Annotated in this window: 20 protein-coding genes; 14 read left to right on the top strand and 6 right to left on the bottom strand. The window is 73.8% G+C overall.

The annotated features are described in order from the left end of the window. Positions 1–9: 9 nt before the first annotated feature. A complete protein-coding gene (locus tag AB0O82_RS23765) occupies positions 10–552 on the top strand; it encodes an MOSC domain-containing protein (RefSeq protein ID WP_363585947.1) in 543 nt (180 codons plus the stop codon). A gap of 96 nt (positions 553–648) precedes the next feature. On the opposite strand, the gene AB0O82_RS23770 is transcribed toward AB0O82_RS23765, so the two are convergent. Further along, positions 649–969 (bottom strand): cation transporter, encoded by a 321-nt coding sequence (locus AB0O82_RS23770; RefSeq protein ID WP_363585948.1) that lies wholly within the window; start codon positions 967–969, stop codon positions 649–651. 250 nt (positions 970–1219) lie between these two features. Here AB0O82_RS23770 and metF point away from each other — a divergent pair, with 250 nt between their 5' ends. The 3 genes from metF to AB0O82_RS23785 all read left to right on the top strand — a co-directional run bounded on the left by metF (position 1220) and on the right by AB0O82_RS23785 (position 5876). Beyond that, positions 1220–2158: a methylenetetrahydrofolate reductase [NAD(P)H] gene (metF, locus tag AB0O82_RS23775; protein WP_363585949.1), complete on the top strand. Its 939-nt coding sequence runs from the start codon at positions 1220–1222 to the stop codon at positions 2156–2158. Positions 2159–2261: 103 nt separating this feature from the next. Then, the gene (locus AB0O82_RS23780; RefSeq protein ID WP_363585950.1) at positions 2262–3425 is read left to right on the top strand and encodes a permease; all 1164 of its coding nucleotides are present in this window, start codon (positions 2262–2264) and stop codon (positions 3423–3425) included. Between the two features lie 210 nt (positions 3426–3635). Further along, positions 3636–5876 carry a heavy metal translocating P-type ATPase gene (locus AB0O82_RS23785; protein WP_363585951.1) on the top strand — a complete coding sequence of 747 codons (2241 nt, stop codon included), beginning with the start codon at positions 3636–3638 and terminating at the stop codon, positions 5874–5876. A 198-nt stretch (positions 5877–6074) separates the two neighbouring features. Here the strand turns inward: AB0O82_RS23785 and AB0O82_RS23790 are convergent, their stop codons facing one another. After that, the gene (locus AB0O82_RS23790; RefSeq protein ID WP_363585952.1) at positions 6075–7865 is read right to left on the bottom strand and encodes a protein kinase; all 1791 of its coding nucleotides are present in this window, start codon (positions 7863–7865) and stop codon (positions 6075–6077) included. A gap of 242 nt (positions 7866–8107) precedes the next feature. Between AB0O82_RS23790 and AB0O82_RS23795 the strand changes: the two genes are divergently transcribed. The 7 genes from AB0O82_RS23795 to AB0O82_RS23825 all read left to right on the top strand — a co-directional run bounded on the left by AB0O82_RS23795 (position 8108) and on the right by AB0O82_RS23825 (position 18728). Further along, positions 8108–12289: a hypothetical protein gene (locus AB0O82_RS23795; RefSeq protein WP_363585953.1), complete on the top strand. Its 4182-nt coding sequence runs from the start codon at positions 8108–8110 to the stop codon at positions 12287–12289. Between the two features lie 128 nt (positions 12290–12417). Further along, positions 12418–12843: a hypothetical protein gene (locus tag AB0O82_RS23800; protein ID WP_350883251.1), complete on the top strand. Its 426-nt coding sequence runs from the start codon at positions 12418–12420 to the stop codon at positions 12841–12843. Beyond that, on the top strand, positions 12840–13619 hold the full coding sequence (gene grpE, locus AB0O82_RS23805; RefSeq protein WP_363585954.1) for a nucleotide exchange factor GrpE: 780 nt from the start codon (positions 12840–12842) through the stop codon (positions 13617–13619). Before AB0O82_RS23800 ends, grpE begins: the two co-directional genes overlap by 4 nt. A 31-nt stretch (positions 13620–13650) precedes the next feature. Next, positions 13651–16218 carry an Hsp70 family protein gene (locus AB0O82_RS23810; RefSeq protein WP_363585955.1) on the top strand — a complete coding sequence of 856 codons (2568 nt, stop codon included), beginning with the start codon at positions 13651–13653 and terminating at the stop codon, positions 16216–16218. Next, a complete protein-coding gene (locus AB0O82_RS23815) occupies positions 16215–16625 on the top strand; it encodes a hypothetical protein (protein WP_363585956.1) in 411 nt (136 codons plus the stop codon). Before AB0O82_RS23810 ends, AB0O82_RS23815 begins: the two co-directional genes overlap by 4 nt. A 92-nt stretch (positions 16626–16717) precedes the next feature. Continuing rightward, a complete protein-coding gene (locus AB0O82_RS23820) occupies positions 16718–16957 on the top strand; it encodes a chaplin (RefSeq protein ID WP_363585957.1) in 240 nt (79 codons plus the stop codon). Positions 16958–17096: 139 nt separating this feature from the next. Continuing rightward, entirely contained in the window at positions 17097–18728 is a 1632-nt protein-coding gene (locus AB0O82_RS23825) for an AMP-binding protein (protein WP_363585958.1), read from the top strand. A gap of 137 nt (positions 18729–18865) precedes the next feature. Here the strand turns inward: AB0O82_RS23825 and AB0O82_RS23830 are convergent, their stop codons facing one another. The 4 genes from AB0O82_RS23830 to AB0O82_RS23845 form a co-directional block, all read right to left on the bottom strand. After that, positions 18866–19267: a YccF domain-containing protein gene (locus AB0O82_RS23830; protein WP_063346584.1), complete on the bottom strand. Its 402-nt coding sequence runs from the start codon at positions 19265–19267 to the stop codon at positions 18866–18868. A gap of 173 nt (positions 19268–19440) precedes the next feature. Beyond that, positions 19441–19968, bottom strand: a complete 528-nt coding sequence (locus AB0O82_RS23835; protein WP_363585959.1) for a hypothetical protein — start codon at positions 19966–19968, stop codon at positions 19441–19443. Further along, entirely contained in the window at positions 19965–21668 is a 1704-nt protein-coding gene (locus AB0O82_RS23840; protein ID WP_363585960.1) for an alpha/beta hydrolase, read from the bottom strand. Before AB0O82_RS23840 ends, AB0O82_RS23835 begins: the two co-directional genes overlap by 4 nt. Positions 21669–21671: 3 nt before the next feature. Then, positions 21672–22073, bottom strand: coding sequence for a hypothetical protein (locus tag AB0O82_RS23845; RefSeq protein ID WP_363585961.1), 402 nt, complete (start codon positions 22071–22073; stop codon positions 21672–21674). A 199-nt stretch (positions 22074–22272) separates the two neighbouring features. Between AB0O82_RS23845 and AB0O82_RS23850 the strand changes: the two genes are divergently transcribed. The 3 genes from AB0O82_RS23850 to AB0O82_RS23860 all read left to right on the top strand — a co-directional run bounded on the left by AB0O82_RS23850 (position 22273) and on the right by AB0O82_RS23860 (position 26622). Continuing rightward, entirely contained in the window at positions 22273–22683 is a 411-nt protein-coding gene (locus tag AB0O82_RS23850) for a DUF6153 family protein (RefSeq protein ID WP_363585962.1), read from the top strand. 98 nt (positions 22684–22781) lie between these two features. Beyond that, entirely contained in the window at positions 22782–24383 is a 1602-nt protein-coding gene (locus AB0O82_RS23855; protein ID WP_363585963.1) for a multicopper oxidase family protein, read from the top strand. A 235-nt stretch (positions 24384–24618) separates the two neighbouring features. Next, complete coding sequence (locus AB0O82_RS23860; protein ID WP_363585964.1) at positions 24619–26622, top strand: amino acid transporter; 2004 nt, start codon at positions 24619–24621, stop codon at positions 26620–26622. The last annotated feature ends 119 nt before the right edge of the window (positions 26623–26741 follow it).

Here is a 26741-nt window from a genome sequence, read left to right on the forward strand (position 1 = left end):
GGTCCGCGCATGAGCGGCAGCGTGGTGGCGGTCAGCAGCAGCGCCGAGTACTCGTTCACCAAGCCGAACCGTGACGGCATCGTGCTGCTCGCCGGGCTCGGGGTGGAGGGGGACGTGCACGCCGGGGTGACGGTCAAGCACCGTTCGAGGGTCGCCCAGGACCCGGACCAGCCCAACCTGCGCCAGGTCCACCTCATCCACGAGGAGCTCCTCACCGAACTCGGCGAGTCGGGCTTCGCGGTGGCGCCGGGCGCGCTCGGCGAGAACATCACCACCCGGGGCCTCGACCTGCTCGGCCTGCCGGTCGGCGCGGTGCTGCGGATCGGCCCCGAGGCGGTGCTGGAGGTCACCGGCCTGCGCAATCCGTGCCGGCAGATCGACGCCTACCGGCAGGGGCTGTTGAAGCAGGTCGTCGGGCGTGACGAGAACGGCGCCGTCGTCCGCCGGGCCGGCATCATGACCATCGTGCGCGCGGGCGGACCGGTCCTTCCCGGCGACGCGATCTCGGTGGAGCTGCCGCCCGGCCCGCACCGCCCGCTCGACCGGGTCTGACCGGCTGCCCGGCCCGCATCCCGCCAGGCATACCCCCGCCCCGTACACCGAACGCCCCCGACGGCCCTGCCGCCGGGGGCGTTCGGCCGACAGGGCCTAGCCGAGGCGGCCGACCAGGTCGTAGCCGGCCTCGTCCACGGCGGCGGCGACGGCCTCGTCGGCGAGCGGCAGGGTGCTGTCGACGGTGACCTTGCCGGTGGCGAGGTCCACGGCGACGTCGGTGATGCCGTCGATCTTCCGCAGTTCGGCGGTCACCGAGGTGACGCAATGGCCGCAGGTCATGCCCTTCACCTGGAAGACGGCCCGCCCGGCGGTCCCGGTGGCGGGGGCCTCGGTGGCGCCGGTGCCGCAGGAGCCGCAGCAGGAGGCGGTGGTCTCGGCGGCGGGGGACTCGACGGCGACGGTGGTCTCGGACATGGGGGTGCTCCTGTCATCAGTGCCCGGCGCCGGCCGCGGGTGCGGCCGGCTGCTTCGCCTGGAGAACGTACCATACCCCCCAGGGGTAATTGAGGGCGCCGCCCGCGACGGCTGCGAACGGACTCGACCGATCGTCAACCGATCCTTGTGGCACTCTCGTTGCGCCCTTCCGGCAGGGTGGAAGCGGCCGCCCGCATCCCGGCGGCCGGCGCCGGCAGGCGGCCGATCCCATCACCCGAGGTGACACCCCATGGACCACACCACCCGACCCGGAGCGCGCGGGCCGCGCGGACTGCGCGAGATCCTGGCGGCCGGCGAGCGGACGTACTCCTTCGAGTTCTTCCCGGCCAAGGACGACGCCGGTGAGCGCTCCCTGTGGGCCGCGATCCGGCGGGTGGAGGCGGTCGCGCCGACCTTCGTCTCCGTCACCTACGGCGCCGGCGGCTCCTCGCGCGACCGCACCATCGAGACCACCGAGCGGATCGCCGCCCAGACCACGCTGCGGCCGGTGGCCCACCTGACCGCCGTCGGCCACTCCACCGCCGAGCTCCAGGCCGTCCTGCGCCGCTACGCGGACGTCGGGATCCGCGACGTCCTCGCCCTGCGCGGCGACCCGCCCGGCAACCCGAACGGCGTCTGGCAGCCGCACCCCCGGGGCCTGCGGCACGCCGCCGAACTGGTCGAACTGGTCAAGGGCTGCGGCGCGTTCACGGTCGGGGTGGCGGCCTTCCCGGAGCGCCACCCGCGCTCGGCGGACTGGGCGGACGACATCCGGCACTTCGTCGCCAAGTGCCGGGCGGGCGCCGACTACGCCGTCACCCAGATGTTCTTCGACGTCGAGCACTACCTGCGGCTGCGCGACCGGCTCGCCGAGGCCGGCTGCGACACCCCGGTCATCCCGGAGATCATGCCGGCCACCGACGTCCGCCAGATCGCCCGCTTCGCCGAACTCAGCGGCGCCTCCTTCCCGGCGGGCCTGGCCGCACGGCTGGAGGCGGCCCGCGGCGACCGGCCGGCCGCGCACCGCATCGGCGTCGACCACGCCACCCGGATGGCCGAGCGTCTGCTCCGCGAGGGTGCGCCCGGCCTGCACTTCATCACGCTGAACCGCTCCACCGCGGCCCTGGAGATCCACCGCAACCTCGGGCTGGACCGGTCGGCGCGGCCGGCCCCGCTGGCGGCGGCCTGACGGGGGAGTGCCGCCCCCGGCGAGGTGCGAGGGGTGATACCCGGTACGGGTATATGGTGCTCGGCGCTGGCGAACCCGGGGCACCAGGGAAGGCGGACCCACCATGCACGCGATCCTGCACGCGCTGTCCATCGCCGGATCGATGACCTGGGAGATCACCTGGGCGCTGATCCTCGGCTTCCTGCTCTCCGCCGTCGTCCAGGCCGTCGTCCGCAAGTCCACCGTCGTCCGGCTGCTCGGCGACGACCGCCCCCGCACCCTCGGCGTCGCCGCGCTCCTCGGCGCGGCCTCCTCCTCCTGCTCGTACGCGGCCGTGGCCCTCGCCCGCTCGCTGTTCCGCAAGGGCGCGGACTTCACCGCCGCGATGGCCTTCGAGATCGCCTCGACCAATCTGGTCGTCGAACTCGGCGTCATCCTGGCCCTGTTGCTCGGCTGGCAGTTCACGGCGGCCGAGTTCGTCGGCGGGCCGGTGATGATCCTCGTCCTCGCCCTGCTCTTCCGGCTGCTGCTGCGTGACCGGCTGCTGCGCGAGGCCCGCGCCCAGGCGGAGCGCGGCCTGGCCGGCTCGATGGAGGGCCACGCGGCGATGGACATGTCCGTCGCCGGGGAGGGCTCCTTCGCCCGGCGGCTGCTGTCCCGGCGGGGCGTCACGGCCGTGTCGCACGTGTTCGTGATGGAGTGGGCGGCCATCCTCAAGGACCTCGTCCTCGGGCTGCTCATCGCCGGTGCCATCGCCGCCTGGGTGCCGGACTCCTTCTGGCAGGCCTTCTTCTTCGCCGACCACCCGCTCGTCGGCCGGCTGTGGGGTCCGCTGGTCGGTCCGGTGGTGGCGATGGCGTCCTTCGTCTGCTCGATCGGCAACGTGCCGCTCGCGGTGGTGCTGTGGAAGGGCGGGATCAGCTTCGGCGGGGTCGTCGCGTTCATCTTCGCGGACCTGCTGATCCTGCCGATCCTCAACATCTACCGGAAGTACTACGGGCGCCGGACGGCCCTGTTCCTGCTCGGCACCTTCTACGCGGCCATGGTGGTGGCCGGCTACACCGTCGAGTTCCTCTTCGGCGCGCTCGGCCTGGTCCCCGACCGGCGCGAGGCCGAGATCCCGATGGCGGGCATCGAGTGGAACTACACCACCTGGCTGAACATCGCCTTCCTGCTCCTCGCCGCCGCCCTGCTCGCCCGCTTCCTGCGCACCGGCGGCCGCGCCATGCTCCGGATGATGGGCGGCGAGCCCGCGGCCGGGGACGGGCACCGGCACGACCAGCGCTGACGCCCGGCAGCGGGCACCTCCCGGGGGTTTCGGGCCGGGCGGATCGCCGGACCGGAAAATACCAGCCGGGGGTATCGGTCCATGCTTGCCTCGGGTACCCCTGGGGGGTATAAAGGAACCCGACGCCGACCGATACCCCCCTAGGGTATGAAGGCCGGGCCGGAGACGCTCAGCGCGTTCCCGGAACGACGACTGTCACGAGGAGCAACGATGACCACCCAGGCACCCGCCTCCACGGAGGTGGAACTCGAGATCGGCGGCATGACCTGCGCCTCGTGCGCGGCCCGGATCGAGAAGAAGCTGAACCGCATGGACGGCGTCTCGGCGAGCGTCAACTACGCCACCGAGAAGGCGAAGGTCGCCTTCCCCGCGGGCGTCGACGTCGCCGACCTGATCGCCACCGTCGAGGCCACCGGCTACAGCGCCGCGCTGCCGAAGCCGCCGGCCGCCGAAGGCCCGGCCGGGCAGGCCGAGTCGGCCGACGAACTCGCCCCGCTGCGCCAGCGGCTGGTCACGGCGGTGGCGCTCGCGGTACCGGTGATCGCGATGGCGATGGTGCCGGCCCTGCAGTTCGACAACTGGCAGTGGCTGTCGCTGGTGCTGGCCGCTCCGGTGGTCACCTACGCCGCCTGGCCGTTCCACCGCGCCGCCTGGACCAACCTCAAGCACGGCGCCGCGACCATGGACACCCTGGTCTCGCTCGGCACCGGCGCCGCGTTCCTCTGGTCCCTGTGGGCGCTGTTCCTCGGCGACGCCGGAATGCCGGGCATGCGGCACGGCTTCGAGCTGACCATCGCCCGCAGCGACGGCCCGTCGAACATCTACCTGGAGGCGGCGGCCGGCGTCACCGCCTTCATCCTGGCCGGCCGCTACTTCGAGGCCCGCTCCAAGCGCACTGCGGGCGCCGCGCTCCGGGCGCTGCTGGAACTGGGGGCCAAGGACGTCACCGTGCTGCGCGGCGGGGCCGAGGTCCGGATCCCGGTCGGCGGTCTGGCCGTGGGCGACCGGTTCGTGGTGCGACCGGGCGAGAAGATCGCCACCGACGGCGTGGTGGCCGAGGGGGCCTCGGCGGTGGACGCCTCGATGCTCACCGGCGAGTCCGTACCGGTCGAGGTCTCCGTCGGCGACCAGGTCACCGGCGCCACCGTCAACGCCGGCGGCCGACTGGTCGTCGAGGCCACCCGGATCGGCGCGGACACCCAGCTGTCCCGGATGGCCCGGCTGGTCGAGGACGCGCAGAACGGCAAGGCCGCCGCCCAGCGCCTCGCCGACCGGATCTCCGCCGTCTTCGTCCCGATCGTGATCGTCCTGGCGGTGGCCACCCTCGGCTACTGGCTGGGCACCGGCGAGGGCTGGACCGCCGCCTTCACGGCAGCGGTCGCGGTGCTGATCATCGCCTGCCCGTGCGCCCTGGGCCTGGCCACCCCGACCGCGCTGCTGGTCGGCACCGGCCGCGGCGCCCAGCTGGGCGTCCTGATCAAGGGCCCGGAGGTGCTGGAGTCCACCCGCAAGGTCGACACCATCGTCCTGGACAAGACCGGCACCGTCACCACCGGCCGGATGACCCTGCTCGCCGTGCACACCGCCGAGGGCGTCGGCGAGGCCGAGGCGCTGCGCCTGGCCGGCGCCCTGGAGCACGCCTCCGAGCACCCGATCGCCCGGGCGATCGCCACCGCCGCCGCCGAGGCCGGTGAGCTGCCCGCGGTCGAGGGCTTCGAGAACGTACCGGGCCTGGGCGTCCAGGGCGTGGTCGACGGCCACGCGGTGGTCGCCGGCCGGGAGGCGCTGCTGAACGACTGGTCGCAGTACCTGCCGGAGGGCCTGGCCGCGGCCAAGCGCGCCGCCGAGGCGGCCGGGCGGACCGCGATCGCGGTGGGCTGGGACGGCGAGGCCCGGGCCGTCCTGGAGGTCGCGGACGCGGTCAAGCCGACCAGCGCCGAGGCGATCGCCCGGCTGCGCGCGCTGGGCCTGCGTCCGGTGCTGCTGACCGGCGACAACCGGGCGGTCGCCGAGGCCGTCGCGGCCGAGGTCGGCATCGCCCCGGAGCACGTCATCGCCGAGGTCATGCCGCAGGACAAGGTGGAGACCGTCAAGCGGCTCCAGGCCGAGGGCAGGGTCGTGGCGATGGTCGGCGACGGCGTCAACGACGCGGCCGCCCTCGCCCAGGCCGACCTGGGCCTGGCCATGGGCACCGGCACCGACGCCGCGATCGAGGCTGGCGACCTCACCCTGGTCCGCGGCGACCTGCTGGCGGCAGCCGACGCCATCCGGCTCTCCCGCAAGACCCTGGCCACCATCAAGAGCAACCTGTTCTGGGCCTTCGGCTACAACGTCGCCGCCCTGCCGCTGGCCGCGGCCGGGATGCTCAACCCGATGATCGCGGGGGCCGCGATGGCCTTCTCCTCGGTCTTCGTGGTCGGCAACAGCCTGCGGCTGCGCCGCTTCCGCTGAGCCCGTTCGAACGCCGACCGTCCGAACGCCGACCGTCCGAACGCCGACCGTCCGAACGCCGAACCGCCCACCCTGCTGGACCCGCCCGAGCCGCCGGCGCCCCGGAACCGCACCAGGTTCCGGGGCCCCGGCGCATCCCGGACCCCGGCCTGTCGCCGGACACTCCGCTCAGCCCCGCGAAGCCCCGCTCAGCCCCGCTCAGCCCTGCTCGGGCAGCGCCACCGCCTGCCACCGGTACGCCGCGTCCTCCTGCCAGCACTGCAACTCGCCCTCCACCACCGCGGCCAGGCACAGCCGCCAGTCCTCGCCCATCGCGAGCGCGACCCGGGTGGCCGGGCGCAGCGTCGGCCGCCACCAGCGCGGACGCCGGGAGGCGCCGCCGGCCGGCAGCCGCAGCCGGACGCCGCCCGCGCCGGCCAGCGCCACCGTCGGGCCGCCCCGGTGGCCGGCCATCGCGACGCCGAGGGAGGGCTCGCCGTCGCCGATCTCGGGGGCCGGGCCGGCCGTGCCGAGGGTGTGCAGCTGGACGGAGCCGTCCGGGCGCAGCGTCGCGGCCTGCGGGCCGGCGGAGGTGCGGGCCAGCGCCCCGGCGCGCAGGGCGCCGGGCTGCCCCAGCGGGGCGGGGCCCTGGGCCGAGCCCGGTCGCCAGCTCAGCACCCGCTCCCGGTGCTCGACCAGGACCAGCCAGGATCCGGCCCGCTCCTCCAGGGCGGCGAGCACCCGGTCGGCCGGGCAGCCGGGCAGCTCCTGGCCGGTGAGGGTGAGGCCGGGCGCCCAGCGGTAGGAGCGCAGGGCGCCGCCGGCCGCCGTCCAGACCGTCATCTCCCCGGCGGAGTTGACCGCCCCGGCGAGTCCGCTGACGCCGCGCGCGGCCTCCCACCAGCCGGCCGAGGTGCCGACCCAGAGCGTCCCGCCGCGGTCCTCGGCGCAGACCACCAGTTCGCCCTGGCCGCCGGCCCAGCCGGCCAGCAACTCCCTGACCGGGCCGGGCCCCTGGCCGGCCGGCAGGCGCTGCCCGTGGTGTCCGGGGCCGGCCAGTGCGGTGCCGTCGGCGCCGCCGGTGACCAGCAGCGGCCGGCCGGCCCGGTCGGGCAGGACGGCCAGGCCCGCGGTGCGCGCCACCGGCCGGCGGGAGCGCAGGAGTTCGCGGCCGCGGCCCACCCAGGGGCCGAGCGGGGAGGGGCGGCGGTCCGGTTCGCGGGCGAGCGGTTCGCAGGCCCAGCGCGCCAGGTCCTCGCCGTAGCCGGCGGCCAGGAGTTCGGCGCGGGCCTGTTCGGCGGCGAGCCGGTGGTCGAGCCGGCCGTGGTCGGGCAGCAGCAGGGTGCGGGCGAGGGTGCCGACCGCGAACAGGTCCTTGGCGGTGGTGGGGAAGCCGCCGACCTGCTCGGCCTCCGGCGGGACGTGCCCGGGGGTGAACACCGCGACGGTGAGGGTGTGGTCGAGCGGGGCCAGGAAGGTCAGGTCGATCAGTTTGACCTGGTTCTGGGCGTCCACCAGGACGTTGGCGGGGGAGATGTCGCGGTGCACCCAGCGTTTGCGGTGCAGTTCGTCGACGATCCGGCAGAGCCGGGCCAGCACCTCGGCCACCGCCGCCGGGCCGCCGCGCTGGGTGCGGGCCCAGGTGTGCAGCGGCACGCCCTCGACCCAGGGGGAGATCTGGTAGCCGAGCAGCCCGGCGGAGGGCGCGGCGCCGGGCCGGTGCGGGGAGGGGCCGAGCAGGAAGCTGGGCACCACCAGGTCGGTCACGTCCAGGCGGTGGGCGTTGTGCGAGACGTCGTCCCAGCGGCCGAGCCAGCGCCGCACCTCGGAGGGGTCGCGCTCCAGCATGATCTTCGCGGCGACGAGTTCCTTGAGCCCGCTGTGGCCGGTCCGCACCGCCCGCCACACCTCGGCCTCGCCGCCCCGGTGGTGGAATTCCAGGAGCTCGTACTGCTCGGGGTCGAACTCCGGCCCGAACCGGAGCCCGGGCACCCAACGCGACTCGGACACGCATCCCCCGACTGGACCCTGTTGGCCTGTTCGCCCTGACCCGGCCTCGGGCCGGTTCCCGCGCGGTGGTTCTCGCACCGCTTCCGCTGCGTCGCCCAGGATAGTGCTCAATTCTGTTCGTCTGTCCGGTGGAGGGCCTATTCTGATGGGCGCCCGAGCAACATCGAATCAGCGTCAAGTCATGATCACACACCGCGTGTTGATCATCGAGTGGCGTATTTCCAGACGCAGGGGGACGGTGCATGGTGCAGCTCGCGGTGCTGCTGATCGTGGTGGCACTGGCCGGTGCGGCAGCCGTCGTACTGGCCCGCCGCCGACGGAGCCTGGACGCCCAGGCCGTGGCCAAGGCCCTGGCCGCGGCCGCCGAACGGCTCGCCGCCGGCAAGGCCCCGCAGGCCCGTCGCCGCTACGCGCGCCTCGCCCAACGGCTCGCCGCCGGCCCCGAGGAACTGCGCCCGCAACGCGGCCTCGCCCTGCTCGGCCAGGCCGAGGCCACCGTCCCCACCGGCGACCAGCAGGCCACCCTCGCCCTGCACCGTGAGGCCTTCCCGCTGCTCGCCGACCCGGCCCGGCAACTGCCCCGGTGGAGCCTGCACCGCCTCGCCGAGGAGCGGATATCCGCCCCCGAGGGCGACCTCGGGCCGCTGCTCGCCTTCCTCCAGGCCACCGCCGACGGCGCCGAACCCGGTGAGGAGGCCGCAGCCGCCGCCCGCGCCACGGACTGGCTCCAACGGCTCTGCCACGAGGGCTCCCCCGAGCAGCGCGAGAGCGCCACCACCCGGTCGCTGGCCGCACTGCCCGGCCGGGACTGGCCGGTCCTGGCCCGGGCCGCCCTGCTGCGCGGCACCGACCGCGCCGCCGAGGCCGAGACCCTGCTCGCCGCGGCCGCCCCCGGCGGCAGCGGCGAACTCTGGTTCCGCTGGGGCGCCCAGCTGTTCACCCTGTACCAGGACGAACCCGCCGTCGCCGCCTTCGACGAGGCGCTGCGCCGGGGCCCCGGCGAGCCCTCCCCGTGGGGGCGCGGCCCGGCGCTGCGCACCGAGAGCCTGCTCTTCCGGGGCCTGGCCCGGCAGCGGCTCGGCGCCACCGACGCAGCCTGGTCCGACCTCGCGGCCGCCGCCACCGAGACCCCCGGCGACGCCCGCCCCCGCTACGCCCTCGGCAGGCTCGCCCTGCTGCTCGGCGCCGACGACCAGGCCCGGGACCAGTTCACCGCCGCCCTGACCGTCCAACCCTCTTTCGCCCCGGCCCGGTTCGGCCTCGCCCTGGTGCACGAGCGGGCCGCGCGCCCCGCCGAGGCGGCCGCCGACTACCGCACCGGCCTCGGCCTCGCCCCCGACTGGCGCCCCGCCCGGGTCCGGCTCGGCGCGGCCCTGCTCGCCGCCGGGCAGGCCGCCGAGGCCGCGCCCGTCCTCGGCGCCGAGGCGGACGTCGAACCGGACTCCCGCTGGGCCCGGATCGCCGCCTTCCACCACGGTCTCGCCCTTGCCCGCACCGACGACCCGGCCGGCGCCCTCGCCCGCTGGGAGCCGCTGCACGACGAGGACCTGCGCGAACGGCAGGCCCTGGCCCGCGACCGGCTCGCCCGCACCCGGCTGGCCGACGACCCGGTGGCCGCCCGGGAGCTCTGGCAGCAGGCCGCCGCCGACCACCCGGCCGCCCCCGGCTACCGGGCCGCGCTGCGCGAGGCCGCCCTGCGCGAGGCCGCGCACCTGCTGATCACCGGCCGCGACCGGCCCGAACCCCGCGAGCGGGCCGCCGCCGCCCTCGCCCTCGCCGACACCCTGCCCGGCTCCGTCACCCACCGGCAGGCCCGGCTGCGCGCCGCCCTCGCCCTGGCCGGGGGCTCCACCGAACCGCTGGGCACCCTGCTCGACGCCGCCACCGGGCCGCGCGACCGCTACCACCTGGCCGCCGCCGCCCTGCTGACCGGCCGTCCGGTCCAGACCATCGCCCTGCTCGCCCCGCTCGCCCCCGACCCGGCCGGTGACCCGGCCCTCGCCCGGCTGCGGGCGCTGCTCGCCGAACGGGCCGGCAACTGGGCCGCCGCACTGGACTGGTACCGCCACTTCCTGACCGCCGGCCAGGCCCCCGAACCGCCGCAGCCCCCGCCCGCGACGGCCGACTGCGCCATCTGCCCCGCCCCCGCCACCGCCACCGCCACCGGCACCTGCCCCGTCCCCGCCACCGGCACCTGCGCCGGCTGCGGCCGGGAGGTCTGCGCCGCCCACCTGCACCGCCCCGCCGACGACGCCTCGCCGCGTTGCGTGCGCTGCGTCGGCCCCGCACTGCGCGCCGTCCTGGACTGCGCCCGCCGGGCCGGGGTGCCCGAGCAGGCCGAACCCGTCCTCGCCGCCTGGGCGCAGGCCCTCGGCGACAGCCCCGCCGCCGCGCCCGCACGGCTGGACCTCGCCCTGCTGCGGGCCGAACTCGGCCGACTGGACGAGGCGTTGGCCGACCTGCCGGCGGACGCGGCCGCCGCGCGCGGGGCCGTCCTGATCCGCCGGGCCGGCGCCGCCCTCGACGCCGGGGAGCCCGGACGCGCGGCCGGCGACCTGCGCCAGGCCCTCACCCTCGCCCCGGGCCGGCCGCAGGCCGCCGCCGCGCTCGTCCTGCTCGCCGAGCACGAGGCCCACCAGCACGCCGTCGAGGGCCGCCACCGCGAGGCCTGGGACGGCTACCACGCCCTGCTGCTCAAGGACCCGGCCCACCCCCGGCTGCTGCACGCGCTCGGCCTGGCCGGCTACCGGCTCGCGGTCTCCCTCCAGGCTGGCCCGGAAGCCCCGGAGAGCCCGGACGGCGCCGGGCCGGACGAGCGGATCTGGACCTGGACGCTCGGCTGCCTGGTCGCCGCCCTGCACCAGCCCGACCTGTGGGCGGAGTCCGCCCGGATCACCGGCCGCCCGGCCGAACCGCAGCGGATGTCCACCGCCCGCGGCGCGCTCACCGACCGCCTCCGCGAGGACCTGCGCGCCCTGGACCGGGCCGCCGGCCGCACCGGCGACGAGGTCACCGCCTGGACCCTGCGCCTCGGCATGGAGGCGCACAGCGCCGAAGCCTTCGCCCAGGAGGGCGTCCGGATCGCCCTGCCCGGCCGCCCCGCCCGGCGCCTCGCCCTCGGCCCCGCGCTCGACCGGCTGCTCCGCCAGGAGCCCGAACTCGCAGCCTGGGCAGCCGGGTTCGACGAGGCCGTACGGGCCTGGCGGCAGCCGGAAAACCCCGACGGGCACCCGCTGACCAGGGCCCTCGGCCTGTTCGGCGACCTCGGCCCGCAGCGCTACCTGCTCCTCCAGGGCCGCCAGGCCGCCGCCGTCGGCGCCCTGGACGCGGTGCCCGAGGCCGAACGCGGAACGGGCTGGCGGGACCTGCTCGGCGAGAGCCTGGTCAGCGAGGCCCGCGAGCACCACCGCAACCAGGACTGGCGCGAGGCCCTGGACTGCCTCACCCGCGCCCGGGCCGTGCCCGGCGCCGTCCTGCCCGCCGACGCGCCCGCGATCGCCGCCGAGTCCGGCGTCCGGGCCGCCCGCGCCCTGCTCAAGAGCAGCGACGACGACCAGGCGGGCGCCACCGAACTCCTGGAGAAGGCCCTCGCGCTGGCCCCCGACCACCCCGAGGTGCGCGGCGACCTCGGCGCCACCTACGCGCAGTGGGCCCGCAAGATCAACAACGAGGACAAGGACTACCCCCGCGCCCTGGTCCTGCTGCGCAAGAGCATGGAACTCGCCCCCGGCGACCCGACCGCCGTCCACTTCCTGGAGGCCGCCCTCGGCAACCGGGCCGGCCAGCTCAGCCGCCCCGACGCCCCCGAAGCGGAACTGGAGGAGGCCGCCGACGCGTGGCGGGAGCTGATCGCGCTCAACCCCGACCCGGACCACCGGCTCGGCCTCGCCTTCGTGCTGCGCCACCTCTCCCGCATCGCCGCCTTCGCGGACCACCGCGCCCTCGCCGTCGACCGGATGGCGCAAGCCCTGCGCGCCGACCCGGAATGGGACGGCGACACCGAGGAGGAGGCCCCGCGCCGGGTCGCCGTGATGCTGGCCAACCACATGCTGGACAACCTCCAGGGCAGCCCGTTCACCACCCAGGCCGCCATGCTCCAGAAGGCCCGGTCCTACGACGACTCGGACGAGATCCGCCGCCTGATGGTCAGCGTCTGGCGCGGCGAGGCCATCGGCCACTACGAGGCCCACCGCTACCGCGACGCGATCCGGCTGCTGGAGGAGGCGCTCGCGCTCTCCCGCACCCCGGAGGACGTCGCCAAGCTGCACGTCGAACTCAGCGTCGTCTACAGCTCCTACGCCGTCAGCCGGGCCAACCTGCGCCAGTTCCGGGAGGCCCGCTCGCTGATCGGCAAGGCCGTCGAGTACAACCCGGACGACCGCGACCTGCGCGCCCTGCAACGGAGGATCGGCGCGCTGCGCTGACGGCAACCGCGGCGCCGCCGTCGTCGTCGTAGCCCATGCACCCGTTCCTGATCCGCAGTCGCAGCCAATCCCTGAGCCACAACCGACCCCTGAGCCCCCGTCAGCCGTGAGGAGAGAAGCCGCCCGCCATGCCACTGCACGAACCGTCGCCGTACGAGGTCCTGGGCGTTGCGCTCACGGCCGGCGTGCGCGAGATCAACCTCGCCGTCGGCCCGGCGATGAAGGCCGGCCGCTACAGCCGCCAGCAGATCCAGGACGCCGCCGCCCTGCTGCGCAACCCCGACCGGCGGCTGGAGCTGGACCTCCAGCGGCCCCTGCCGCCGGAGCCGGTCGACCAGGCCGCCGAACTGTTGGCGCCCGCCCTCGCCGAACCGCTGCTGGTCGTCGAACGCCCGCCGCTGCCGCCCGCCGCCGCCCTCCTGGTGCTGCACCGGGCCGAGGCGGCGGCCGACTTCGCCGAACCCGCCCCCGGCGGCGCCGACCCCGAACCGCCCGTCCCCGCCCGCTACGCGGCCGACCTGTCCGTGCTGCCGCAGATCGAGGTACCCGAATGACCGACACGCCGACCGCTCCCGCGCCCGCCGGCCACCGGCCGCTGGACGTCCCGCAGCGCGCCCTGGAGGTCGACCTCGACCAGGCGTTCAGCCAACTGCTGTACCGGGCCTCCCTCCTGCAGCGCCTGCGGGCCGAGGAGGCGCAGACCGCCCGAGCCACCCAGCGGGACCTGCTGGGCATCCTGGTCGAGGTGGACGACGCCCTCGCCGCGCTCGGCCTGGACCGGGAGCTGGTGCTGCTCGGGCGCGGCACCGGGATCGAGGCCACCCGCCGGCGGCTGCTCGGCCGCCTCGCCAAGGCCGGGGTGCGCCCGATGCGGCTGGAGGGGCTGGCGGCGGACCCGGCGCTGACCGAGATCGTCGGCACCGAGCCGCGTCCCGGAGTGGCGCCGGAGACGGTCGTCCGGACGGTGGTCACCGGGTTCTTCTGGGAGGAGGAGGTGCTGCGCCGCGCCCAGGTCGTCGTCGCCGCGGTGCCCGAGCCCGCCCCGGTGGGGGAGCCGGTCCTCGCGGAGGACGTCGAGCGGGCCCTGGAGCCCGCACCGGAGCAGGCCGAGGCCGAGGAGGCCGGGCCCACCGAGGATCCCGCACCGGCGGATCCCGAACCTGCGGACCCCGGGCCCACGGAAGCCGAGGGTGCGGACACCGAGCTGGAGGACGGCGGCACCGAACCCGCCGTCGCGCCGGTGAACCCCGCCGCCCGGGCCACGGCGGCCCCGCCCCGGGCCCGCCGGAAGGGAACGGCCGCGGGCGGCCGGCGCAAGCGGAAGAAGTAGCCAGGACCACGAGGGGCAAGAGGGGAACGACATGTACCGCACACTCGGCATCGACCTGGGCACCACCAACTCGGTGGTGGCCCACCTGCGCCGGGGCGAGCCGGAGATCATCTTCAACCGGCAGAACCAGGAGGCCACGCCCTCCGTGGTCGGCAGCGGCCGCAAGGGCGAACTGCTGGTCGGCTCCACGGCGCGCAGCCGGGTCGCCATCGACGGCGCCAACGTGATCCGCTCGGTCAAGCGCTTCATGGGCCGCAAGTTCAAGGACCCGCAGGTCCAGGCCGCCCTCAAGGAGGTCGACTACAAGGTCACGGCAGGCACCGACGGCGACGTCAACGTCTGGTTCAACGGCCGCTCCTACACCCCGATCGAGATCTCCGCGATCATCCTGCACCGCCTCAAGGAGGACGCCGAGCAGCGCTTCGGCGAGCCCTTCCACCGGGCCGTCATCACCGTCCCCGCGTACTTCGGCGAACGGCAGGTCGCCGCCACCCAGGAGGCGGGCCGGATGGCCGGCCTGCACGTGCTGCGGATCATCAACGAGCCGACCGCCGCCGCGCTCGCCTACGGGATCACCTCCGAGGCCGGCGACGAGGGCCGGACCGTCCTGGTCTACGACCTCGGCGGCGGCACCTTCGACATCTCCATCCTGCTGCTGGTCCCCGGCTCGGTCTCGGTGCTCGGCATCGAGGGCGACAACCTGCTCGGCGGCGACGACTTCGACCGGGCCATCACCACCGCACTGCTGGAGGACATCCGCGAGGAGTACGGCGCGGACTACCAGCCCGACCTGCGGGACCGCCCCAAGATCGCCTCCACGGCCGAGACCATCAAGATCGAGCTCTCCCACCAGGAGGCCTCCGAGGTGATCCTGCCCGGCCTCGGCGCCGGCCAGCTGGTGCTGGAGACGGAGTTCGAACGGGCCCGCTTCGAGGAGCTGATCGAGGCCCAGATCGAACGCACCATCGAGCTGACCCACAAGGCCATCATGCAGGCCAACCTCACCGTCGGGGACATCGACGAGGTGGTGCTGGTCGGCGGCTCCACCGCGATCCCGCTGGTGGCCCGGCGGCTCGGCGAGGTCTTCGGGCCGCGCCGGATCCGGCGCGGCGTCAACCCGATGCAGTGCGTGGCGCTCGGCGCGGCCGTGCAGTCCGCGCTGGTCGGCGAGGTGGAGTGCCCCGAGTGCCGGGCCCCCGGCGACCTCTCCGCCTCCAACTGCGCCAACTGCGCCACCACGCTGCTCGGCGGGCCCCGGGTCTCCTGCACCGGCTGCCACCTCCCGGTCGACGCCGAGGCCGGAGCCTGCCCCAAGTGCGGCCAGGAGCTGGGAGGTTCGGCCGCCGGCGCGGCCATCCCGGCGCAGTCCCAGGCGGCCACCGCCGTGCGCAGCGACAACTGCCCGCGCTGCGGCACACCCGCCGCCCCCGGCGTCACCGCCTGCGAACTGTGCGGCGAGGCACTCAACTCCGCCGCACCCGGTCAGACCAGGGTCGGCTCGACCGCCGCCGAGGACGTCGGCCTGCGCTGCGCGGCCTGCGGCGTGGTCAACCCGCCCGGCAGCGAGGCCTGCCAGGGCTGCGGCGAGCTGATGCAGGTCACCAACCCGTTCGACATCACCCCGAAGAACCTCGGCATCGAGCTCAACGACGGCCGACTGGCCGTCATCATCCCCAAGAACACCAGCTACCCGACCAGTTCGCCGGTCAGCCGCGAGTTCGTGGTCTCCGGCAGCGGCCGCCAGCGGCTGGAGATCGCGGTCTACGAGGGCGAGCACGAGATCGCCCAGCAGAACGAGCTGATCGGCCACCTGACCCTGCGGCTGCCCGCCGGGCTCGGCGGCCGCACCCCGGTGGAGGTGTCCTTCGGTCTCGACCGGGACCGCACCATCACCCTGTCGGTGCGGATCCAGGGCGGCGGCGAGAAGACCGTCAAGCTGGAGCGCGTCACCCTGGACCCCGAGCTCAAGGTCCAGGTCGAGGAGCAGCAGCGGCAGATCGAGACCTTCACCGACCGCTGGGGCGGCGAGCTCACCGAGGCCGAGATGCGCGAGGCGCAGCGCCTCATGGACAGCCTGGACGACCTGGCCGCCGGCCAGACCCGCGGCCAGTCGGTGGACGAGGCGCTGGAGCGGGCCCAGCGCCAGCTGAAGGCCCAGCGCTGGGTGCGCGGCTCGGAGGCGTACCTCAGCCTGTTCATCTACTACTGCGAGAAGCACCTCGACCCGAGCGACCTCGACCGGCTGCGGTCGGTGGCCGCCGACCTGCGGCTGCGCCGCGAGGCGGCCGACTGGGAGGGCGCCATGCGCGCCGCCCAGCGGGCCGACGAGCTGTGCGACTCGCTCGGGCACACCTTCCGGATGCTCACCATGTGCAACGTCTACGTCAACCAGAACATGGTCTCGCCGGCGCTGGCCCAGCGGATCATGGCCGAGCTGCGCGGGCTGGACGAGGCGGTGGAGTCGGCCAACATGGAGGCCGCCAACCAGCACAGCTCGGCGCTGCTGGCGCTGTACGCGCAGGCGCAGCGGGAGCTGGGCAGCGAGCCGCTCGCGGAGTCGCTCGGCCCGGTCCGCCCGGAGGAGGCCGGTCCGCGATGAACTCCAACGTGACTCCGTCCGAGGTACCTCCGTCCGAGGTGTACCGGTCCGAGCTGTCCCCGGCCGACGTGCACCCGATCGGCGGGCGGGCTGCCGACGTTCCGCCGATCGAGGTGCTCTGCCCGCAGTGCGCCGTCCCGGCGGACCCGCAGGGCCTGCGCTGTCCGTCCTGCCGGGAGGATCTCGGCGTGCTGTTCCGGCTGCGTTACGCCGCTCGGATCGACTACAACCGGGCGCTGGCGGCGCTGGCGGCCGGCGACGGGGCGTTCGCGCTCGGACTGCTGCACCGCGCGGTGGCGGCCGAACCGGGGCTCGAACCGGCCCGGGACCTGCTGGAATGGGTGAGCGCGTCCGGGTCCGCGGGGCCGGAGCCGGGGGAGCGGGAGGACGACACGCCCTCTGAGTGACCAATTCGGCCGTTCCCGGCCTGCCATCGAGTTCGATCGGTGCGAGTGTGTTCGTCACATGGATGTTCGCTGCCCTCACAAGGAGTGACGCAATGCGTATTCGTACCACCCTCGCCGCCACCGCACTCGCCGCCGTGGCCGTCCTGGCCGGTGCCGGCACCGCCGCCGCGGGCGACGCCACCGCGAACGGTGTCGCGTTCGGTTCCCCCGGTGTGCTCTCCGGCAACCAGATCCAGATCCCGATCAACCTCGAGGCCAACGTCTGCGGCAACTCGATCGGCATCATCAGCATCCTCAACCCGGCCTTCGGCAACACCTGCGTCAACGCCTGACCCGACTGCTGGGGCCGTCCGTCGCACCCGACGGACGGCCCCAGCATCGTGTCCGCACCCCCGTTCGGGGGTGGCGGCGCGGGGCACGCGGTGGAGACCATGGGGTCCGACCCGCACGCGCCCACCCAGGAGCCAGAACGTGCCGACCACGCCGACCCCGCGCAGCTACGCCTCCGGCACCTCGGACGTGCCGCTGCTCGGCGACACCATCGGGGAGAACCTCGACCGCGCGGTGCGCGCCTTCCCCGAACGGGACGCCCTGATCGACCGGGCCACCGCCCGCCGCTGGACGTACGCCGAACTCGCCGCCGACGTCGACGCGTTGGCCCTGGGCCTACTCGACCTCGGCATCGCCAAGGGCGACCGGGTCGGCATCTGGGCGCCCAACTGCGCCGAGTGGACGCTCACCCAGTACGCCACCGCCAAGCTCGGCGCGATCCTGGTCACCATCAACCCGGCCTACCGCTCGCACGAGTTGGCGTACGTGCTGAACCAGGCCGGGATCCGCCTGCTGGTCGCGGCCGAGCGTTTCAAGACCTCCGACTACGCCGGAATGATCGAGGAAGTGCGGCCCCGGTGCCCCGAGTTGGAGCGCAGGGTGCTGATCGGCGGCCCCGACTGGGACGCCCTGCTCGCCGCCGGGCGCCGCGCCGACCCCGGCCTTCTCGCGCAGCGGCAGCGGGAGTTGGCGCCGGACGACCCGATCAACATCCAGTACACCTCCGGGACCACCGGCTCCCCCAAGGGCGCGACCCTGTCGCACCACAACATCCTCAACAACGGCTACTTCGTCGGCGAACTGCTCAACTACACCGAGCAGGACCGGATCTGCGTCCCGGTGCCGTTCTACCACTGCTTCGGCATGGTGATGGCGAACCTCGCGGCCATCTCCCACGGCGCCTGCACGGTGATCCCCGCACCCTCCTTCGACCCGGGCGCCACCCTGGCCGCCGTCGCCGCCGAGCGCTGCACCTCGCTGTACGGGGTGCCCACCATGTTCATCGCCGAACTCGCCGACCCGGACTTCGCGCGCCACGACCTCACCAGCCTGCGCACCGGCATCATGGCGGGCTCCCCCTGCCCGGCCGAGGTGATGAAGGACGTCATCGGCCGGATGGGCATGGCCGAGGTCGCCATCTGCTACGGCATGACCGAGACCTCGCCCGTCTCCACCCAGACCCGCGCCGACGACACGGTCGACCGCCGGGTCTCCACCGTCGGCCGGGTCGGCCCGCACCTGGAGGTCAAGGTCGTCGACCCGGCCACCGGCCGGACCGTCCCGCGTGGCGAGCCCGGTGAACTCTGCACCCGCGGCTACTCCGTCATGCTCGGCTACTGGGGCGAGCCCGGGCGCACCGCCGAGGCCGTCGACGCCGCCCGCTGGATGCACACCGGCGACCTCGCCGTCATGGACCAGGACGGCTACCTCGCCATCACCGGCCGGATCAAGGACATGGTGATCCGCGGCGGCGAGAACCTGTACCCGCGCGAGATCGAGGAGTTCCTGTACACCCACCCCGACGTCCTCGATGTCCAGGTCGTCGGCGTGCCCGACGCCCGGTACGGCGAGGAGCTGATGGCGTGGATCCGCATGCGCGCTGGCGCCGAGCCGCTCACCGCCGACACCGTCCGCACCTACTGCGCCGGCCGGCTCGCCCACGTCAAGATCCCGCGGTACGTGCACGTGGTCGAGGAGTTCCCGATGACCGTCACCGGGAAGGTCCGCAAGGTCGAGATGCGCGCGGAGGCCGTGCGCCTGCTCGGCCTCTGACCCGACCCGCAACCGGTCGACGGGCCGCCGCCCCACCGCCGCCCGGTCCGAGCCCGCCCGCACACGCCGAACGGCCCCGGGCCGGCGGTTCTTCCGCCGGCCCGGGGCCGTTCGTCCTGCGGCTGCTTCTCCTGCGGTTACCGGGCGCCCCAGGCCTGGTCGGTGGGGACGACCTCGCGGCCGAGCGGCATGAGGGAGATCGGGATCATCTTGAGGTTCGCCCAGCCGAACGGGATGCCGATGATCGACAGGAACAGCGGGATGCTGGTCACCAGGTGCGCGATCGCCAGCCACCAGCCCGCGAAGATCAGCCAGATGACGTTCCCGACGCAGGACGCCGCCCCGGCACCCGGCTTCTCCACGGTCGTCCGCCCGAACGGCCAGAGGATGAACCCGGCGATCCGGAAGGACGCGACGCCGAACGGGATGGTCACGATCAGCACGCAGCAGATGATTCCGGCGACGGTATAGGCAATAGCCATCCAGATACCGCAGAAGATCAGCCAAATGACATTGAGGACGAACTCGATCACCTTCATGGCCGACACCTTCTCACGGCTGCTGCTCGGGGTTCCACGATCCAGCCATGCCCGCCCCCGGGCGCGTCTACGCCCTTAGGGGACGTTCCTCGGGGTTTGTTCCGGGGTCGGCGCGGGCGGACGTGCCGGGGCCGCACCCTCCGGAGGGTGCGGCCCCGGTGTGGCGGCTCGGATCAGGCCGGCGGGGTGCCGTCGGGCCAGACGCAGGGGGAGCTGACGGTCAGCTTGAGAAGGCGGCTCGAGTCCGTGGCGCCGTCCAGGACGGCGAGGAAGTTGTCCTTGGGGTTCTTCAGCTTCACCCAGCCGGGATGGAAGCCGGGCGGGTCCTCGACCGGCTGAAAGCCTTGTCCCGTCAGGTAGACGCGGAAGGCGTCCGCGACCTCCGTCCTGCCGGACAGGGGGAGATCCTCGAAGTCGTATCCCCGATGGGTCTGCTTCCTGCCGTGCGGGCCGATGTCGTTGGCGTCGCATTCCATGTCGAAGAAATCGCCCGAGCTCGCCGTCGGCTTGACCGGCAGCTTGGCCAGGGTGTCGGCGAGATAGGTGTCGATCTGCTTCTTGGCCTGGTCGAGTGTGATCGTGGACTTCGACCGCTCGTTCAAGGTCTGCACGCCGCAGGCGTTCAGGGCCAGTACGGCGACCGCCAGTACGGCGGTGGCGGTGACCCGTTTGATCAGCGGGGTGTGCTCGGTGGTGCTCATGAGGCCCGCTTTCCGGCGATGATCTCCCCCATGGAGGTCAGGGTGGGCGAATTCTCGTTCCAGTAGTCCGAGTGCCCCGCCTTGGGGTCGGTGGGCAGGATCTGCGCGCCGAACTGGGGGACGGTGGTCTGTCGGCCGTGGATCAGGTGGTGGTCACCGTCGCCCAGGCCCCACGAGCCGGCGACGTTGTCGACGATGTTGTCCGTCATCCCGCCGGGGTCGGTGGCGGCGGCCCAGCCGATCGCGTCGGCCGGGCTCTGCGCCACGTACACGCGGGACGGGTCGATGTTCAGGTCCTTGGCGTTTTCGACGCCGCAGCCGGGGCTGGCGATGAGGACGACGTTGTCGACGGGAAGGCCCTTGTCGCGCATGGCGTAGCCCACGGTCGTGGTGCCGTAGCTGTGGGCGAGGATGGTGTTGTTCGACAGCTTCCCCTCGTGCGTGGCGTGGAGTCCCGTCTCGAAGGTGTGCAGCTTGTCCTCCGCGTTCTTCGCGTACTTGTCGTCCGCGGCCTCGGGGATGATCGTCTGCGGCGCGTCGTAGCCGACCCAGGTGATCGACGAGGTGGTCTTCGAGTTCTTGTCGGCGGTGTTGGCCGACTGGACCATCAGATCGGAGCGGTTGATGTCACTGCCGATGCTGCCGAGCCGGGCGCCGGTGCCGGGTACGTACGTGGAGACGTTGTCGGCGGTGTCGGGGTTGTTGGCCGCGATGATCGCGTGGCCCTTGCCGTTGGTGTCGAAGCCCAGCAGGAAGGTGGGCGGGTGTTCGGCGTTGACCGGGGTGTTCAGCCGGTTCTCGATGGCCGTCACGCCCTTCAGCTTGTCTTCGAGGTCGTCGCGCTTCTGCTTCCACTCCGTGTAGTCGGGGTTCTGGACGGGCCCGCCGTTGGTCTCGGCGACGGACAGGTAGTGCTTCGGCTCCGGGCCGAGGCTGTCGAGCTGGTGTTGGAGGTCCTGTTTGCCGCGCTGGAGGTTGATCCGGTTGGCCTGGTCCCGGGCGAGTGCGGGGACGCCGTCGAGGGCGCCGACCTGATCGGGGTGGTTGAGGATCATCCGGTGCTGCTGCTCGTCGGTCAGGCCGTTCCACCAGCCCTTGACGCTGTTCGGGTCGGTGCCGGCGGCGGGGACCTGTTCGAGCGCGTTCGCGGCGGCCAGGTCGGTCTTCGCCGTGGCGGCGTCGAGCCCGGTGCCGTCGCTCGCGTTGCCGGCCAGGTGGGCGAGCCGGGCGCTGATCGTCTGGTCCGCGTGGGCGGCTTCGGTGAGCGCGGCCGTGATCCGGCTGCTGATCTGCTGGGCCTGCGACTCGGCGTCGGTGCCGGCGAAGGTGGCGGATCCGGGGTCGTTGTCCCAGGTGATCCCGCCGTCGGCGGCGACGGTCAGCTTGTGGGTCTTGGCGTCGTCGAGGGCGTTGATCAGGTGCGCCTGGGCGGCGGCGAAGCCCTCGGCCGCGTCGTGCAAGGCCCTGCTGACGAGGCCGATCTCCTGTTGGGCGGCCTGGAGTTCGTTCTCCAGGAGCTGGATCCGGGCCTGGGCGTGACCGGCGGCGTTCCCGGTCCACTGCGAGTGGTTCAGCCGGTCGACGACCTCGTGCTGCCAGTTCTCCACGTGCTGGCCGAAGGCGGTGGCCAGGGTGTCGAAGGCGGTCTTCGCGGTGGTGAGGTTGATGAGGTCGGCGTCGTGGAGGGTCTTGATGTCCATCGCCTACTCGGCCGCCTTCGCGCCGGCGGGCTTCACGGGGCCCGGGACGAAGGTCGTGCTGAAGGGGTCCGGTTCGTCGGGGACCGGTGCGGCCGGGTTCCGCATGCTCCCGTGGATGTCCTTCTCGACCTGGCGGTAGTAGGCGGCCGACGTGGCGAGCTTGGTGCCGACGTCGCCCATGTCGCCGCCGAGCTTGTCCAGCAGCGTCTTCCAGTTCGTGCCGCAGTTCTGGATGGCGGCGGCGGTGAGCCAGCCCTTCAGGCCCCCGGCGGCCTGGTTGCACGGATCGGTGATCTTCGAGGTCTCGCCCGGTATGAGACCGCCGATGTGCTGAGCGCTCTGTCCGCAGCCGTCCAGTTCGGCTGGGTTGACCTTGAACTCCAAGGCCAGATCAGGACCTGCCATGTCTTTCCCCCGCTGATGAGCTCCCGGGCCGGCGCGCCGCCCGGGTCCGTGTCGACAAACTGCTGACGGATGCTAACGGATCGATCTTCCGGCGGTGGGGAGGGCATGGGCCGGGCGACCAGCCCCGGCTCGGCCGGTGGGCGCGGCTCGGGATACCCTGCGGGGGTAACTGGTGGCGAGGTCGGTCGGGAGGTGGACGATGGCGGAGCCGCGTCCGACCGTCCCCCGGGCCCTGCGCCTGCTGCTCCTCGCGGCGCTCCTGCTCGGCATCGTGACGATGCACACGCTCGGCCATCCGGCCGCCGGCGGGCACGGGGTGGAGCACGGGACGGACCACGGGCCGACGCGGCACGCCGTGAGCGCCGGTCACCCGGCGGGCGCCGGGGAGACGGTGCACACCGCGGCGGCCGACGGCATGGATCCGATGACGGTGTGTCTGGCCGTGCTCGCCGGCTGGACGTTGCTGCTCCTCGCCGCCGGCCCCCTGCTGCGGCACGGCGGTGACGCCGCCGCCGAGGTGAGGGCCCGGCTGCTGCGGGCCGTTCGCGCGTTGCCGCCGCCCGGAGGCGGGCGGATCCTCCTCGCCCGGTTGTCGGTGCTGCGTCAGTAGGCGTACGCCGGCCGCCCCGGGTCCGCGCTCCGGCGCGGGCGGGACGGCCGTCGCGACGTCCTGCTCACCCACACCCACCGCACGAGGTGCACTCCGTCATGCGCACACCCACCCGTCGTACCGTGCTCGGCGCGGCGCTCGCCGCCGCCGGCACCGGTCTGCTCGCCGCCTGTTCCGCCGATCCGATGAAGGGCATGGACCATGGGGGCGCCGCCCCCACCACCCCGGGCGGCTTCGTTGCCCCCGGCGGCCCCGAGGTCGCCGCCGCCGAGGCGCGGCGCGGGCCTGGGCCGGAGCGGAAGGTCGCGCTCACCGCCACCGAGACGACGCTCGACCTGGGCGGACGCACCGTCCGCAGCTGGGCGTACGGCGACCGCCTGCCCGGCCGGGCGGTGCGCGCCACGGTCGGCGAGACGCTCGCCGTCAGTCTCGCCAACCACCTTCCGCAGCCCACCTCGTTGCACTGGCACGGCCTCGCGCTGCGCAACGACATGGACGGCGTACCCGGGCTCACCCAGGACGCGGTGCGGGCGGGCGCCGGCTTCGAGTACCGCTTCGCGCTCGCCCACCCGGGGACGTACTGGTTCCACCCGCACTCCGGCGTCCAGCAGGACCGCGGCCTGTACGCGCCGCTGATCGTCGAGGACCCGAGGGAGCCGCTGCGCTACGACCAGGAGTGGGTCGTCGTCCTGGACGACTGGGTGGACGGGGTCGACGGCAGCACCCCGGACGCCGTGCTCGCCGAACTCGCCCGGGGCATGGGCGGGATGGACCGCGCGGGGATGGACCACCCGGCGATGGGCGGCCACGACATGGCAGCCATGGGCGGCACTCCAACCGGCGCCCCGAGCACCGCCTCGCCCGCCGCCGGCCCGTCCCGGATGCTGATGGGTGCCCGCAGCGCGCTGCTCGGCGGCGACGCGGGCGACGTCGGCCACCCGTTCCACCTGGTCAACGGCCGGCTCGCCGGCGCGCCCGAGACCTTCACCGCCAAGCCCGGCGACCGGGTCCGGATCCGGCTGATCAACGCGGGCGGCGACACCGCCTACCGGGTCGCGCTGGGCGGCCACGAGTTGACCGTCACCCACACCGACGGCTTCCCGGTCGAGCCGGCCACCACCCAGGCGCTGCTGCTCGGCATGGGCGAGCGCTACGACGTGCTGGTGACCGTCCAGGACGGCGTTTTCCCGCTGACCGCGCTCGCCGAGGGCAAGAACGCCGCCGCACTCGCCCTGCTGCGCACCGGCGGCGGCGCCGCGCCGGACGCCTCGGTGCGCCCGGCGGAGCTGGACGGCAGGCTGCTCGGCGCGGCACAGCTCAAGGCCGACCCGAGCGTGCGACTGCCCGCCAGGGCGCCGGACCGGACGGTGCGGCTGGAGCTCACCGGCGGCATGGCGAAGGGCGACTGGGCGTTCAACGGCCGCCGGTACGACCCGGCGCAGCGTTACCCGGTGGCGGCGGGGGAGCGGGTGCGGCTGGAGTTCCGCAACACCACGAGCATGTGGCACCCCGTCCACCTGCACGGCCATACCTTCGCGCTGCCCGGTGACGGGCCCCGCAAGGACACCGCGATCGTGCTGCCGGGCGCGACGCTCGCCGTCGACTTCGACGCCGACAATCCGGGCCTGTGGATGGTGCACTGCCACAACGTCTACCACGCGGAGACGGGCATGATGACCGTCCTCGGTTACCGGGCCTGACCTTCGCGGCACGCGGCGTCGGGGCGGGGGAGCGGCCCTGCCCCGACGCCGCGTGCCGCCGGTCGGAGCCCCGTCGCGGGCGCACTGTCACCGGCCGCACCACCCGCCGCGACCTGCGGAGCAATGACGCTTTCTTAACGCGGGGCGATGACGCGTCCTTAACGCCGGTCGCATAGCCTGTCGCACTGCCGTCGCCCGACGGCGCTTTTACGGGGTCTTTAACAAGAGGTGCAAGGTGGTTTCGTCGGGTTCGACGGAGGCGGCGACGGCGGAACCGTCGTCGGCGCGAATACGGTTGCGGGGCTGGCTGCTGGAGGGCGTGTCGGCGGACAAGCCGGCCACCGGGCAGGCCGGTCAGGACGGTTCGCAGGGCGGCGCGCAGGCGGGGGACTCCGGCGCGCACAAGGGCCGGCGCTGGTGGCGGGTGATGTGCCTGACCGGCCTGGACTACTTCTCCACGCTCGGCTACCAGCCGGGCATCGCCGCCCTGGCGGCGGGCGTGCTGTCGCCGATCGCGACGATCGTGCTGGTGGTCGTCACCCTGCTGGGCGCGCTGCCGGTCTACCGGCGGGTCGCGCAGGAGAGCCCGCGGGGTGAGGGCTCGATCGCCATGCTGGAGCGGCTGTTGTCGTTCTGGAAGGGCAAACTGTTCGTCCTGGCGCTGCTCGGTTTCGCGGCGACGGACTTCCTCATCACGATCACCCTGTCGGCCGCCGACGCGAGCGCGCACCTGGTGGAGAACCCGCACCTGACCAGCGTCCTCGGCGGCAAGCAGGTGCTGATCACGCTGATCCTGGTCGCGCTGCTCGGCGCGGTGTTCCTGAAGGGCTTCAGCGAGGCGATCGGCCTGGCGGTGGCCCTGGTCGGGGTCTACCTGGCGCTGAACGTGGTCGTGGTGGCCGTCGGCATCTGGAAGATCATCGAGGCGCCGCACGTGGTCACGGACTGGACCAGTGCGCTGACCGCCCAGCACGGCAACCCGGTGATCATGGTGGGCGTGGCGCTGGTGGTCTTCCCGAAGCTGGCGCTCGGCCTGTCCGGCTTCGAGACCGGCGTCGCCGTGATGCCGCACATCGAGGGCGACCCGGACGACACCGAGGAGAAGCCCACCGGCCGGATCCGCGGCACCCGCAAGCTGCTCACCACGGCCGCCGTGATCATGAGCTGCTTCCTGATCACCACCAGCTTCATCACCACCCTGCTGATCCCGGCCGACCAGTTCAAGCCCGGCGGCGACGCGAACGGCCGCGCCCTCGCCTACCTGGCCCACGAGTACCTGGGCGGCACCTTCGGCAGCGTCTACGACCTGTCCACCATCGCCATCCTCTGGTTCGCCGGCGCCTCCGCCATGGCGGGCATGCTCAACCTGCTGCCGCGCTACCTGCCCCGCTACGGCATGGCCCCGCACTGGGCGCGTGCGGTGCGGCCGATGGTGATCGTGCTGACCCTGATCGGCTTCCTGGTCACCTGGCTGTTCGACGCCGACGTGGACGCCCAGGGCGGCGCGTACGCGACCGGTGTGCTGGTGCTGATCAGTTCGGCGGCCATCGCCGTCACCATCGCCGCGTACAAGGCGAAGCAGCGGGGCTGGACCACCGCCTTCGCGATCATCGCGGCGATCTTCCTGTACACCACCGTGCTGAACTGCCTGGAGCGGCCGGACGGTCTGAAGATCGGCGCCTGCTTCATCGCCGGCATCATCCTGGTCTCGCTGCTCTCCCGGCTGCGCCGCGCCTTCGAGTTGCGCGTCACCGACGTGCTACTGGACGACGTGGCGGAACGTTTCGTCAGGGACTACGCGCACCGCCCGCTGCGGCTGATCGCCAACGAGCCGACCCGCCGCGACGTCGCCGAGTACCGCGACAAGATCCGCCAGATCCGCGCCGACAACGACATCCCCGGTGAGGACGACCTGGTCTTCGTCGAGGTGACCGTCCGGGACGCCTCCGACTTCGAGACCGAGCTGACCGTGCGCGGCGAGGTGCTGCACGGCCGCTACCGGGTGCTGACACTGGAGAGCTCCAGCATCCCGAACGCGATCGCCGCGCTGGCCCTCACCATCCGGGACCGCACCGGGCAGCAGCCGCACCTCTACTTCGAGTGGACCGAGGGCAACCCCTTCGCCCAGTTCCTGCGGTTCTTCCTGTTCGGCCAGGGCGAGGTGGCCCCGGTCACCCGCGAGGTGCTGCGCGAGGCCGAACCCGACCGCAGCCGCCGCCCGCGCGTCCACGTCGGCTGACGCTCCGCCGCACGACGTCGTCGGCCTGAACACCGGCCTTGGCCAGCGACTGCTGGATCGTCTCGGCGCGGGTCTTGTCGCCCAGGGAGACGGTGATCGACACCTTGAGGTCGGTCTTG

Origin of the sequence: Kitasatospora sp. NPDC088264, assembly GCF_040685715.1 — a bacterium.
Classification (GTDB): domain Bacteria; phylum Actinomycetota; class Actinomycetes; order Streptomycetales; family Streptomycetaceae; genus Kitasatospora.